This window comes from Rhodopseudomonas palustris, assembly GCF_013415845.1.
GTDB lineage: Bacteria > Pseudomonadota > Alphaproteobacteria > Rhizobiales > Xanthobacteraceae > Rhodopseudomonas > Rhodopseudomonas palustris_F.
This window is the reverse complement of record NZ_CP058907.1, coordinates 976,407-989,348: the sequence shown is the minus strand read 5'-3', so window position 1 is coordinate 989,348 and position 12,942 is coordinate 976,407. Positions and strand designations below refer to the sequence as shown.

Here is a 12,942-nt window from a genome sequence, read left to right as displayed (position 1 = left end):
TTCAAGTGCGAGCCAGCGCCACCCGGATGCCGAGCGCGACGAACAGCGCGCCAAGGCCGCGATTGATCCATTGCAGCACCGTGCCGGAGCGGCGCAGCCGATCGGCCGCACGCGCCGCGAAGGCGGCGAGCGCCAGGCAATACAGCGTGCCGTTGACCACGAAGATCAGCCCGAGCACCAGAAACGCCAGCGCCTTGTTGGGCGCATCGGCCGCGACGAACTGCGGCAGAAAGGCGAGAAAGAACAGCGCCACCTTGGGGTTCAGCACATTGGTGAGCATGCCCTGGCGAAACACCGCGGGCATCGACAGCGTCGGGGCAGCGCCTGCGTTGGCGGTGAAATCGCTCGGCTTCGACAGCAGCATCCGTGCCCCCAGCCAGATCAGATAGGCGGCGCCGACCCACTTGAGCACGCTGAACGCCAGCGTCGACGCCATCAGCAGGGCAGACAGTCCGACAGCGGCGGCAGCGACATGCACCAGGCAGCCGGCGCCGACGCCGAGCGCCGCAGCCGCCCCTCCGCGCCAGCCGAACTGTAGGCCGCGGCCGACGATGAAGGCCGTGTCAGGCCCGGGCGTGACATTGAGCAGCAGCCCGGAGGCGACGAACAGCCAGAAGTCGTGAATGCCGAGCATCTCAAATCCCATTCCCACGCGCATTTGCCCGCCATCCTCCGGCGATCGCGTCCGCCGTCAAGGGCCACCGGCGCACCTGAAAACTCGGTACGGGCACGGGCGACCGGACGGCAAAAAGCCGCTTTGTTAAGCTGATGGAAACCATCACGGCGCCTCCTGCCCCCCGGGGGCCTCGCAACAGGTGGGATGCAATCGACGATGACGGGACACAACCGGCTGGCAGCCGCCGCGCTCGCGGCATGGTTCGGCGGCGTGGCGCTTTCGGCCACGGCGGCGCAGGCGCAATCCGGCAATCCTCTGAACTTCCTCGACAGCATTTTCGGCAATCCGTCGCCGAGCCGCCCGGCTGCACCCGGCGCTGGCGCGCCCTCAGGCGGTAGCTCCGCCGTGCAGCCATGGAGCGGCGAGGACGGGGCTTCGGGCCATCCGCTGATGACCGCGGCGGCAATCCGCGAGGCCGCGGCGAACTTCGACAATTGCGTCGCCGCGATGTGGCCGGACGCGGCGCGCCGCGGCATCTCCCGCGAGTCGTTCGAGCGCTACACCGCCGGCCTGTCGCCCGACCTGCGGCTGATGGACCTGATGGATTCGCAGCCGGAGTTCACCAAATCGATCTGGGATTATCTCGACATCCTGGTCAACGACACCCGCCTCGCCAAGGGCCGCGAAATTCTGGCGCAGTACAAGCCGCAGTTCGATGCGGTCGAGCGCGCCTACGGCGTCGACCGCTACATCATCGCATCGATCTGGGGAATCGAATCGAACTATTCGACCCAGATGGGCGATCGCTATGTGGTGAACTCGACCGCGACGCTGGCCTGCGTCGGCCGCCGCCAGGCGTACTTCAAGGACGAATTCCTCACCGCGCTGGAGATCCTGCATCGCGGCGACCTGCGTCCCGAGCAGCTGCGCGGCTCATGGGCCGGCGCATTCGGGCCGACGCAATTCATGCCGACCGCGTTCAAGCGCTTCGCGGTCGACGCCGACGGCGACGGCCGCCGCGACGTCGTCGACAATCCCTACGACCTGATCGCGTCGACCGCCAACAACCTGAAGAAGGACGGCTGGCAGACCGGCCAGAGTTGGGGCTACGAGGTCGTGGTGCCCCGCGGCTTCAACTACATGCTGGCCGACCGCCGCCAGACACAGACGCTGGCCCAATGGGAGCAGATGGGCCTGCGCCGCGCGGGCGGCCAGCCGTTCCCGCGCTCGAACGAAAAGGCCTACCTGCTCGCCCCCGCCGGCGCCGCAGGTCCAGGCTTCCTGATGCTCACCAATTTCCGGGTAATCATGAAGTACAACCCGGCCGAGGCCTACGCGCTGGCGATCGGCCATTTCGCTGACCGGCTGCGCGGCGGCGCCCCATTCGTCCAGGAGTGGCCGCGCCAGGAGCGCGCCCTGTCCCGCACCGAGAAGCTGGAATTGCAACAACTCCTCGCCCAGCGCGGCTTCTACCGCGGCACCCCCGACGGCCAGTTCGGCTCCGAAACCCGCAGCGCGCTGCGGAATTTCCAGGCCTCGATCGGCGCCCCGGCGGATGGATTTGCGACCGGGGAAATGTTGGAGAGGTTGAGAGGTCGCTGAGTTCAGCGCCTCCCGCGAACACCACGTCTGACGAGTGATTACTGCTGCGCGCTCGGTGTCGGCGCCGCGCCTGTTGTCGTCGTCGCTCCTCCCGCCTACGTAACCCACGATGCCTGGATCTCGGTGGTGCCGTGGGGGCTGACGCTGTCGGCGCTGACGGTGCTGGTCCTGCTGGTCACCGGCTGGATATAGCGATAATCCGCTGCCGTCTTCCTGACAGGTGCGAACACCGGCGGTGCCGCGATGTTCCTGACGACCGCGGAGTAGGCAGGCATGTTCACGGCATTGTTTGAGGCAGGCGTGCAGGCCGCAGACCGGCGCCCCGCTTGACACCCGGCAGCGCGCCGACCATCCTCCGCCGCATGATCCGCCGTGTCGCCGCTTCGAAATCGAAAGCCCGTGCTCCTTCAGGGGCCGGTGGCTTGCGCGCGCGATAGATCAATCTCGCCTTCACGCATGCACCCAACCCCGCCGGTTCGACGGGGTTTTTTTGTTGCAGCTCCGCCTCCGGCCCGACCTCTCAGGAGACCGAAGATGGAGACATCCCTGGACGCGACAGCCGAACAGCCGCGCGGGCTGTGGCTGCCGCTGATCACGCCGTTTCGCGACGGTGCGCTCGACGCCGCATCGCTGCGCCGACTGATCGCGCACTACGCGCGAGCTCCGCTCGACGGGCTGATCTTAGGGGCCACCACCGGCGAAGGGCTGACGCTCGACGAGGCCGAGCTCGAACGCCTGGTGATGCTGAGCGCCGACGCATTGGCGGCGAGCGGCCGCAGGCTGCCGGTGTATCTCGGGCTGTCCGGCAGCGACACGCGCAAGCTGGTGAAGACGCTGGCGCGGACCGCACACTGGCCGATCGACGGCGTGCTGATCGCCTGCCCGTACTACACCCGCCCGTCGCAGCGGGGATTGGTGCTGCATTTCGAAGCCGCGGCCGACGCCACCGCAAGGCCGATCCTGATCTACAACATCCCGTATCGCACCGGCGTCAATCTACACAACGAGGCGATGCTGCGGCTCGCCGAGCGCGCCAACATCGTCGGCGTCAAGGATTGCTGCGCCGATCCTGCGCAGACAGCGGAGCTGCTGAGGTTGCGGCCGCCGGGCTTTGCGGTGCTCACCGGCGAGGACGCGCTCGCTTTCGATGCGCTGAGCCGCGGCTGCGACGGCGCGATCCTGGCATCCGCACATCTGGAGACCGAGGCGTTCGCCGCGATGATGCATCGGCTACAGGCCGGCGACCGCCTCGGTGGGGCGACCGAATGGCAACGACTCGCCGACCTGCCGAAGCTGCTGTTCGCCGAGCCATCCCCGGCGCCGGTGAAATATGCGCTGTGGCGGCGCGGGTTGATCGACAGCCCAGAAGTGCGGCTGCCGATGACACCGGTGTCACCCGCGCTCGCCGCCGCCATTGATGCGCGGATACTGCCCGGCCGATCCGCGGCTTGAGCAGTCCGATGCAGCTCGGCCGAAGCCCTTGACGGGCGCGGCCGGGACCGCCTTATGGAGCCGGCGAAAGCTGCCCGGTTGCGGCCCGAATCCGCTAGTATAGGGATCAGCTTCCGTTTTTCCGGTGGCGATTGCGCAAGATCCGCATGTCCGACAAGCCGAGATCCTTCTTTGGCGTCTTTACCGAGCGCGGCCCGTTGGGCGCGCTCGCGGTCGCCGGCGTGCTGCTGTTCGGCATCGTCGGGCCGGCCTCGGCGCAGTTCTTCGATTTCGGCGGCCCGCCGCCCGCCCGTCAGCAGCGTGGCGGCGGAGGTGGCGGCGGATTCGGCTGGTTCGGCAACGACGTGTTCCAGCCGTTCCATCAGAACCAGCCGCAGCGCCGCGCCGCACCGCGCGAGGACTATTCCAAGGCTCCGGCACCAGAGAAACGCGAGACGATCCCGGACCGCAACGTGCTGGTGCTCGGCGACTCGATGGCCGACTGGCTCGGCTACGGCCTGGAGCAGGCTTACGCCGAGCAGCCCGAAATGGGCGTGGTGCGCAAGTTCAAGACCATCTCGGGCCTGCTCCGCTACGCGCCGAAGGGCGAGCCGTCCGACTGGGTCGCCGCCGCCAAGGAGGTGATCGCGCAGGAAAACCCCGACGCGATCGTGGTGATGCTCGGCCTGTCGGACCGAATTGCGATCCGCGAGCAGGCGACGCCCGAGAAGGACAAGAAGAAGGACGACAAGGCCGCCGCCAAGCCCGGCGAAGAGGCCAAACCGGACGCCAAGACCGACAATAAAACTGATGCGAAGCCCGACGGCAAAACCGACGCCAAGCCGGACGACAAGGCTGCCGACAACGCCGCCGCGGATGACGACGAGGATGACGACGACTCGCTGCGGATCATGACCGAGAAGGGCAAGCGCGCCGCAGGCGGCGTCGCCCAGTTCCGCGAGGATCGCTGGTCGGAGCTCTACGCCAAGAAGATCGAGGACCTGATCAACGTCCTCAAGGCCAAGAACGTCCCGATCCTGTGGGTGGGCCTGCCGGCGGTGCGCGGCACCAAGGCGACCTCGGACATGCAGTTCCTCAACGCGCTGTATCGCGACGGCGCTGCCAAGGCCGGCATCACCTATGTGGACGTGTGGGACGGCTTCGTCGACGAAGGCGGCCGCTACGTGTTGCAGGGCCCGGACTTCGAAGGGCAGATTCGCCGGCTGCGCTCGTATGACGGCGTGTATTTCACCAAGGCCGGCGCCCGCAAGCTGGCGCATTACGCCGAGCGCGAGATCGCCCGGCTTCTAGCGGCGCGCAGCGGCCCGATCGCACTGCCGACAGAACCAGCCGCGCCCGATACGGCCGCCAAGCCGCCGGCAGGCCCCGCGCCGCGCCCCGCCGCCGGTCCGATCCTGCCGCTGGTCGCTTCTTCGGTGTCGACCGACCGCCTGCTCGGCGGGCCAGGCACCCAGCCCGCGCCGGTCGATGCGCTGGTCGCCCGCACTCTGGTGAAAGGCGAGCCGCTGTCGGCGCCCGCCGGCCGCGCCGACGACGACGTCTGGCCGCGCCGTGAAGTCTCGATCGAAAAGGCCCAGGAGCCGCCGCCGCCGAAGGAGCAGCCGAAGCCGGAGACCCCGGTGGCGAGCGCGAAGCCCAGCGGCGGCGCGCCGAGCGCTTCGGCGGGATCGCAGCCGCAGCAGCAACAACAGCAGCGCCGTGTCGCCCGCTCCGCACCGCCGCCCCCGCCGCCGACCGCGTCCGGTTTCTTCGGCTTCGGCGGCCCGCCGCAGCAACAAGGCCGCCGCGCCCCGCCACCGAGCGCTTCAGGCTTCTTCTCGATCTTCCGCTGACGTGGGCGTCCAGGCCCGCGGGACCATCCCGCGTACCTCATCGCAATGACCGCAACGCGGTTGACGCGCCGTTACAAAATCAGCCCGCCGTCGACCACCAGCGTCTGGCCGAGCACATAGGCCGACAGCGGCGACGCCAGAAACAGCGCGGCGCCGGCCATGTCTTCGGGCGTGCCGAGGCGCTTCATCGGAATGCCTTCGATTGCGCCGGCGAGCCGCTTCGGGTTGTCGGTGGTGACCTTGGTCATCTTGGTATCGACCAGGCCCGGCGCGATGCCGTTGACGCGAATGCCGTCCTCGGCCCAGGCCTGCGCCAACGTCCGGGTCAGCCCGTAAGCGCCGGTCTTCGATGCGTTGTAGGCCGGGTTGCCCTTGGTGGCGTGGAACGCCGCGGTCGACGACACGATGATCAGCTTGCCGGACGCCGCTTTGAGCTGCGGGTGGAATTTCGCCGCACAGGCCATCAGGCTCATCAGGTTGACTTCCATCACGTGGCGGAAGCCGTCCATCTCGAACTCACCGCGGCGATAGATCACCGCGCCCTGCGCCAGCACCAGGATATCGAGCCGTTCGATCGGCGGCGCGAACGCGTCGACCGCCTGCGCCTTGCCGACGTCGAGCTGCACGTAAGTCAGTCCGTCGAAATGGCTGCCGTCTTCAGCCGAGTAGTCCGACGGCGCCGCGCGCGTGCCGGTGACGCAGACCTTGGCGCCGCGTGTCCGAAACGCCTGCGCGATGCCGTTGCCGATGCCGCTCGAACCGCCGACCACCAGCACCTGCTGGCCACTGAAATCGAGATCGTTCACGCGCGTCCTCCTGTTTGTTGTTGTTCGTCGTCTGCGCGACGTTTGACCTGTGTGTCGATCGATGCCAGCCTTGTCAATCGGAAGGCACGCGCGCCGCGCGCCCGCACATTCCGCAACAAGAAACAACCGGAGGAAACCGATGTCGTACAAGCCGCTCAGCCGTTCCGTCAAAGGCCTGCGCGTTCTCGTCACAGGCGCCGCGAGCGGCATGGGCCGCGCCACCGCGCACGTATTCGCCGACGAAGGCGCACGCGTCGCCGTCACTGATGTCACCCTCGCTGGCGCGCAGCCGGTCGCCGACGCCATCAAGGCGCGCGGCGGCGATGCGATCGCGTTTGCGCTCGATGTCGGCGACGCGCAGGCGATCCGAAGCGGCGTCGAGCAGATCGCGCAGTCACTCGGTGGGCTCGACATCGTCATCAACAATGCCGGCATCTCGGCGGCGCTGCCGATCGATGATGCGGGCTACGATGCGGTGTGGGAGCGCTCGCTGAATATTCTGCTCACCGCGCATCCGCGCGTGATCCGCGCCGCGCTGCCGCATTTGCGCAAGTCGCAGAGCCCGCGCATCGTCAACATCGCCTCGACCGAGGCGCTCGGCGCCACCGCAACTCACAGCCCGTATTCGGCGGCGAAAGCCGGCGTCACCGGCCTGACGCGCTCGCTCGCAGTCGAGCTCGGCCCCGAAGGCATCACCGTGAACTGTATCTGCCCCGGCCCGATCACCACCGGCATGACCGACCGCATCAGCGCCGAGCACAAACAGAAATACGCCCGCCGCCGCACCGCTTTGCACCGCTACGGCGACCCGGAAGAAGTCGCCCACATGACGCTGAGCCTGTGCCTGCCCGCCGCATCGTTCATCACCGGCGCAGTGATCCCGGTCGATGGCGGGTTGATGGCAAGGAATGCGTGAGGTGATATGCGAGGCCGCGTTCCTCGCCCCGCACCGTCGTTCCGGGGCGCGTAGCGCAGCTACGCGAATCCGGAACCCCGAAGCGTTCTGCCCGCCAGAGATTCCGGGTTCACGCAGCTTCGCTGCGCGCCCCGGAATGACCCGCGGTTAATTTGTAAACCCGTGGATAGTTTGTACCACGTAGCGCCGCCTCACCTCAGCCGTCATCCCCGCTTAGGCGGGGATCCAGTATTCACGAGCGGTCACATCAGGGCACGCCATCACAGCAACGCTCTGCAACCAGGTCGCCCGATCACGTCGGGCGATGCCGCAGCCGCGCGGCGCAAGCGCACGGCCTCATCCCATTCTCCGATCCACACTGTCAAACAGCCACGGCCAATCGCTCTCGCGGCTCGGTGAGCCCGAGTTCTGCGCCCGTCGCTATGCCAGCGAGGGGCGGGGGCGCGCCGTGCGGCGCTAAGGGTGGATCTTGTCGCGAGGGCTTGCGATCCCTCGCGCAACGCCTCACGGCGCGCCCACCGCGGCGATCTTTGGGCCGAAGGACCGTTCTTCCGGGACACAGCGAGCTTGCGGGCTTTCCCCGGCCTCCACTGTACCCGTCCAGCCTCTGAAGCGGCGGCCGCTCGTAGTAGCGGCGGACGGTGACCCTCGGCCTCCCGGGCCACGTGGCTGCGAACCACGCAACGCAGGACGCCGCCCCTCTCCCCGCCTCAAGACGCCTCCGGAGGCGCCCCTCGATGGGAGAGGTAATCGGAATATAATCCTGCATCAGCGCTTGTCAATCTGGAAAGTGAGGCAGCTATCAGAAATGAAGATTGGAAATAAGATCAAGCGAACTGATAATCCGCCAAGCCGTTCTTAGGGACGGCGCTAATGTTAGGGTCAGACCGATACCGTACAAGAGAGACACGCCGCCCCGAGTAAGACTGTGCGCCACATCGAGAGCTCGGTAGTACTCGTTCAAGATACCTAGTTTAACCGCCTCCGAGTCAACGCTGCCGAGTTCACCTGCGACAAAGTCCCGAGTCGAACTGTGCTTCAAAATACGGTCTGAAACGGCGTGATACGCAAGAAGATCAGAGGTGGTAGCAACGCCTCGGACAGCCAACGTGAACGCCTCAGCCGAATCGAAGCGCTTGATGTGCGGGTGACACACCAACTGATAAATGAAGGAAGCGACACCGATGAACATTAGTCCAAAATAAAGCTGATAAAGATTAGCTAGATTGAGCGCCACCACACAAGCCTTGTCAGCACAGGAAGGAAGCACGTCCGCAACCAACTTAAGAGCATCAACCAATTTGTCGTTGAACAAGATCATATAGCCAACGAACGGCATGACGACTGCCAAACGGGCGGGCAGCGAATTTCCAATAACTCGCAATGACGACCACTTTGGGAACAATTACTTAACCTCTCAATGAATCGATAACGTCCTGAATGTCTTGCGGCTGCAACGCCCATCGATAAGCTGGATGTATCTCCCAATCATATCCAAACTCAACAATCTCGCTGGCCAAGAATCTACTCTCGTCGAAGTATTTTCGATCGATCTTTCCTGCGAGATCCTCTTTCCTTGCCGTTATGAAGTCAATTTTATAAAGAAACTGAATAAGACTTCTCGGCGTAACATAACGACCATTGGTAAATCTCAAAGATACGTGCCCCATTATCTCCTGCAATTTCACACTGAGCTGATCCGTTGTAAATTGATAACTTTCCGCAGTCCTTCGCTGCTTCTTCGTCGGCCTCATATGCAACAACAGCTTCTCGATTTCAGGCAACTCGCTACGAAATTCGTTGATTACGTCCTGCAATCGATCTTGCGAATAGGCTTGAAAACTACTCTCCAAATCTTCCGAGCTAATTATCTGGTGGTTCTTGGCATGAGCCTTTTTCGCCGCCCCCTGGAATAGCTTCACCAGATCTCTTGGCCGCGCCCGAGTTAGCGACGTGAGGATCACGTGGATCGGGCGCTTGCTCCAATGTCCTAGCCCGCGAAACGTTGGATCAATAACCTTAGAAAGGACAGTCTGGGAGATTTGGGATTGTTGAATTTTGGCCAGATCCTCGTTTGAAGGAGTTCCTCCGAAGAATGTCTCGATACGTTTTGCTGCCAGTCGCAGAATTTCATCGTTATTCCACCGAAGCCATATTACGTTGCGCTCAATTTTGTCGGTGGACTCATCGGACGTACGAACGAGGAAATAGACGTCGCTCCTTAAACCTATACGGAATCGAATCCTTCTATCGATGCCCGCAATGTCTCTCATTGCGTTCAGGAGCGCAGAAATGTTGCTTATGTCCTTCTGCTGAGCAGCCCAACCGCGATCAATATCATCGATATACAGATTTATCGCGGCGGCCCGATATCCCCGCCGCTCCCCCTCTTCCAGAGTCTTCCCTAAAAGCTTGACAAGAGATTGAGTCGAGCCGGCCGCGATCTTCGTACGATTTTCTTCAGGAGATTGACCAAACACCTGCTCTACAGTAGCGGTCGTGAGAAAGATTAATATCTCTCTTTTCCATGCCTCAATTCGACCGGAAAATTCCGTCGCTGCTGATACGCGATCTTTTATTGGACTCAGATCGCTTGATTGTATCCAGATTGAAGGATGCTTCTTCTCGCAATCATCTAGATAAGCACGACGCAGCAACGCACTCTTACCAACGCCTTTATGCCCAACCAGGATGCGTATCGGAAGATTTGCTACAAGAGAATCGTACGCCCGATTGAAATAAAAATAAGCGAGAAACCTCGCGGGCTCCTCGTTCTCTGCATCGTCAGCACCGAATAGTACTTCGATCGTTTGATCATCAAAGTTGGGCATGCAATCGCCTCAGAATTCGAATCACTAACAGTACATTTTTATGAAATGATGCCGGTTGCAAGCGGCGAAGACAACTTAGAGTTGGACCGAGTTTGCATTTGCGATGTAGCCGCACAGAGGCTACCCGCCCCACATTGAGCGCGTGGGGTACGAAGCTTGACTACGGCAAGACTGACTGAAAGACGACTATTGATTGAGACGCTTTACCAAACTCTGCTTGGCCGAAGTTACACCCAAAGCTGGGGGCGCCCTCTACCCCCGCAGCGGCGTCGAGTTCGACGAAGCATGATAATGGGATTCGCTGCGCTCAACCCATCGTACAAGACTGCGTTATTGCCTCGCTTGACCTGGCAATCCATCCTTCGAGACGCCCCGGCTACGCTCTTCGAGCTTCGCCGCGGCTCCTCAGGATGAGGCCGTGCTCTTGGTATTGGTTGCGCGTTACGCGCGCGATGGATGCGCGGGTCGAGCCCGCGCATGACGCCTGTGTGAGTGACCGTCTGTAGGATGGGTTGAGCAACGCGAAACCCAACGCTGCGCGGCGAGGCGGTGATGGGTTTCGCTGCGCTCAACCCATCCTACAGCGCTGCTGATAGCAAAGAGATTCCGGGTTCGCGACCTTACGGTCGCGCCCGGAATGACTCGGGGTGGGCTGAGGTCACAACTCGACGTCAACGCCAGACGTCACCCATCACCCGCCACGCTCTCCCGCTCCTTCATGGATGGGGGGACCGGTTCGCGGCACGTGAGGTCGAATGGCCGGAGTCGCCAGCGCATCGAGCACGGTCTGCATCACACCGTCGAAGTATCGATCGATGTCGGAATCCCAAAAATGCAGCACACGGAAGCCTTGACGGCGTAGGACAACACCGCGCTGCCGATCAGCGGTGAAATACGCCGGCATGGCGTGCTGATCGCCATCGGCTTCGATGATCAGCCTGGCGGACAAGCAGACGAAGTCGACCACATAGCAACCGATCGGCGCCTTCCGCCGGAAGTGATAGCCGCGCGGCTTAAGCCCGCGCAGCCCAACCCACAGCCGCCTTTCCTGGGGTGTGAGACGCTTGCGAAGTCCACGTGCGGTGGCACTGGCCACGGCTGATCCTCTCGCTCGGCTGCAAGAGCTTCGATCCGCGTGGCTGCTTCGTCAACCAGGACGGGTAGTAAATGGGTAAGATTCGCGCGTTCCGTGCGCCAGCCGCTGCCGGCTCGGCGGCGGCCTGCTCACCTTCCATGGAGCGTAGCGTGAAGGCAGGAGCTGCGGCTGGGCGGCAGCTCGTTGCAACCCCACCGTCATTGCCGGGCTTGACCCGGCAATCGATCGATCTTCGCTTAAGTAATGTCGATCGCGCTAATGCGCGCGATGGATGCGCGGGTCGAGCCCGCGCATGACGCTTGGGGTGTGGCCCCCGTCGCCCCTTACCGCGGCAGCGTGGTCGAGCCCATCAAAAACCGGTCGATCGCCTGGGCGCAGAGGCGGCCTTCGCGGATCGCCCAGACCACCAGCGACTGGCCGCGGCGCATGTCGCCGGCGGCGAACACCTTGTCGACCGACGTGGTGAAGTGCGACAGGTCGGCGGCGACGTTGCCGCGAGGGTCGAGCGCGACGCCGAGCTGGGTGAGGAGGCCTTCCTTGACCGGCGAGACGAAGCCCATCGCCAGCAGCACGAGGTCGGCTTCGAGCACGAATTCGGTGCCGGGGATCGGTTGGAACTTGGCGTCGACGCGGACGCAGTTCAGCTTCTTGACGACACCACCCTCGCCTTCGAACGACTGCGTCATCACGGCGAATTCGCGCGCGGCGCCTTCGGCCTGGCTCGACGAGGTGCGCATCTTCATCGGCCAGTTCGGCCAGGTCAGCGCCTTGTTCTCACGCTCCGGCGGCGCCGGCATGATTTCGATCTGGGTCACCGACTTGGCGCCCTGACGGATCGAGGTGCCGATGCAGTCCGAACCGGTGTCGCCGCCGCCGATCACCACCACATTCTTGCCGGCGGCGAGAATGTCGGTGCCGTTCACGGCTTCGCCGGAGACCCGGCGGTTCTGCTGGGTGAGGAAGTCCATCGCGAAATGGATGCCGCCGAGCTCACGGCCCGGGATCGGCAGATCGCGCGGCGCTTCGGCACCGCCGGTCAGCGCGACGGCGTCGTACTGCTTGAGCAGCTCGGCCGGATCGACTGCGCCAGGAGCGCTGCCGCCGACCGGCGCGCCGTAGTGGAAGGTGACGCCTTCGGCTTCCATCTGAGCGACGCGGCGGTCGATCAGAGTCTTCTCCATCTTGAAGTCCGGGATGCCGTAGCGGAGCAGGCCGCCGGCCTTGGCGAACTTCTCATAGACGTGGACGTCGTGGCCGGCGCGCGCCAATTGCTGGGCGCAGGCGAGGCCCGCCGGGCCGGCGCCGACGACCGCGACGCTCTGGCCAGTCTTGACCGCCGCAATCTCCGGCGTGACCCAGCCGTTGTCGAACGCGGTGTCGACGATCGCGCATTCGATCGTCTTGATGGTGACCGGGTTGTCGTCGATGTTCAGCGTGCACGACGCTTCGCACGGCGCCGGGCAGATCCGGCCGGTGAATTCCGGAAAGTTGTTGGTCGAGTGCAGGGTGCGCGCGGCCTCCTGCCAATAGCCGTTGTAAACCAGGTCGTTCCAGTCGGGGATTTGGTTGTTGACCGGGCAGCCCGTCGCGCCCGGCTGCGCCGAACCGGTGCCGTGGCAATACGGGATGCCGCAGTTCATGCAGCGGGCGGCCTGGTCGCGCAGGTCTTTCTCGCTGAGCGGAACCACGAACTCGTTGTAGTTCTTCACCCGATCGGTGACCGGCGCATAAACGCGATCGTGCCGCTCGATTTCCAGAAACCCCGTGACCTTGCCCATCGAACTCTGACGC

General features: G+C 64.0%; 10 protein-coding genes. 4 read left to right on the top strand and 6 right to left on the bottom strand.

Translation table 11 applies throughout. The features are described from left to right. Position 1: 1 nt before the first annotated feature. Positions 2–634 carry a LysE family translocator gene (locus HZF03_RS04545; RefSeq protein ID WP_119019242.1) on the bottom strand — a complete coding sequence of 211 codons (633 nt, stop codon included), beginning with the start codon at positions 632–634 and terminating at the stop codon, positions 2–4. 198 nt (positions 635–832) lie between these two features. Between HZF03_RS04545 and HZF03_RS04540 the strand changes: the two genes are divergently transcribed. The 3 genes from HZF03_RS04540 (at position 833) to HZF03_RS04530 (ending at position 5,502) form a co-directional block, all read left to right on the top strand. Beyond that, on the top strand, positions 833–2,218 hold the full coding sequence (locus HZF03_RS04540) for a lytic murein transglycosylase (protein WP_119019233.1): 1,386 nt from the start codon (positions 833–835) through the stop codon (positions 2,216–2,218). Between the two features lie 534 nt (positions 2,219–2,752). Beyond that, positions 2,753–3,670 (top strand): 4-hydroxy-tetrahydrodipicolinate synthase, encoded by a 918-nt coding sequence (dapA, locus tag HZF03_RS04535; protein ID WP_119019231.1) that lies wholly within the window; start codon positions 2,753–2,755, stop codon positions 3,668–3,670. A 146-nt stretch (positions 3,671–3,816) separates the two neighbouring features. Beyond that, positions 3,817–5,502, top strand: coding sequence for an SGNH/GDSL hydrolase family protein (locus HZF03_RS04530; protein ID WP_119019241.1), 1,686 nt, complete (start codon positions 3,817–3,819; stop codon positions 5,500–5,502). Positions 5,503–5,573: 71 nt separating this feature from the next. Here the strand turns inward: HZF03_RS04530 and HZF03_RS04525 are convergent, their stop codons facing one another. Continuing rightward, on the bottom strand, positions 5,574–6,308 hold the full coding sequence (locus tag HZF03_RS04525) for an SDR family NAD(P)-dependent oxidoreductase (protein WP_107354328.1): 735 nt from the start codon (positions 6,306–6,308) through the stop codon (positions 5,574–5,576). A 139-nt stretch (positions 6,309–6,447) separates the two neighbouring features. On the opposite strand from HZF03_RS04525, the gene HZF03_RS04520 reads away from it, so the two are divergent. Beyond that, positions 6,448–7,224, top strand: a complete 777-nt coding sequence (locus tag HZF03_RS04520) for an SDR family NAD(P)-dependent oxidoreductase (protein WP_119019230.1) — start codon at positions 6,448–6,450, stop codon at positions 7,222–7,224. A gap of 802 nt (positions 7,225–8,026) precedes the next feature. On the opposite strand, the gene HZF03_RS04515 is transcribed toward HZF03_RS04520, so the two are convergent. From HZF03_RS04515 to HZF03_RS04500, 4 genes are all read right to left on the bottom strand, one after another. Continuing rightward, positions 8,027–8,563 (bottom strand): hypothetical protein, encoded by a 537-nt coding sequence (locus HZF03_RS04515; protein ID WP_119019229.1) that lies wholly within the window; start codon positions 8,561–8,563, stop codon positions 8,027–8,029. Between the two features lie 70 nt (positions 8,564–8,633). Further along, positions 8,634–10,055: a P-loop ATPase, Sll1717 family gene (locus HZF03_RS04510; protein WP_119019228.1), complete on the bottom strand. Its 1,422-nt coding sequence runs from the start codon at positions 10,053–10,055 to the stop codon at positions 8,634–8,636. Between the two features lie 691 nt (positions 10,056–10,746). After that, positions 10,747–11,151 (bottom strand): endonuclease domain-containing protein, encoded by a 405-nt coding sequence (locus HZF03_RS04505; RefSeq protein ID WP_119019227.1) that lies wholly within the window; start codon positions 11,149–11,151, stop codon positions 10,747–10,749. 323 nt (positions 11,152–11,474) lie between these two features. Beyond that, positions 11,475–12,929: a glutamate synthase subunit beta gene (locus tag HZF03_RS04500; protein WP_119019226.1), complete on the bottom strand. Its 1,455-nt coding sequence runs from the start codon at positions 12,927–12,929 to the stop codon at positions 11,475–11,477. Positions 12,930–12,942 lie beyond the last annotated feature (13 nt).

Coding starts and splice junctions, on each gene's coding strand:
- HZF03_RS04545 (WP_119019242.1), bottom strand. CDS start 634: ATGCTCGGCATTCACGACTTCTGGCTGTTCGTCGCCTCCGGGCTGCTG.
- HZF03_RS04540 (WP_119019233.1), top strand. CDS start 833: ATGACGGGACACAACCGGCTGGCAGCCGCCGCGCTCGCGGCATGGTTC.
- dapA (WP_119019231.1), top strand. CDS start 2,753: ATGGAGACATCCCTGGACGCGACAGCCGAACAGCCGCGCGGGCTGTGG.
- HZF03_RS04530 (WP_119019241.1), top strand. CDS start 3,817: ATGTCCGACAAGCCGAGATCCTTCTTTGGCGTCTTTACCGAGCGCGGC.
- HZF03_RS04520 (WP_119019230.1), top strand. CDS start 6,448: ATGTCGTACAAGCCGCTCAGCCGTTCCGTCAAAGGCCTGCGCGTTCTC.
- HZF03_RS04515 (WP_119019229.1), bottom strand. CDS start 8,563: ATGCCGTTCGTTGGCTATATGATCTTGTTCAACGACAAATTGGTTGAT.
- HZF03_RS04510 (WP_119019228.1), bottom strand. CDS start 10,055: ATGCCCAACTTTGATGATCAAACGATCGAAGTACTATTCGGTGCTGAC.
- HZF03_RS04500 (WP_119019226.1), bottom strand. CDS start 12,929: ATGGGCAAGGTCACGGGGTTTCTGGAAATCGAGCGGCACGATCGCGTT.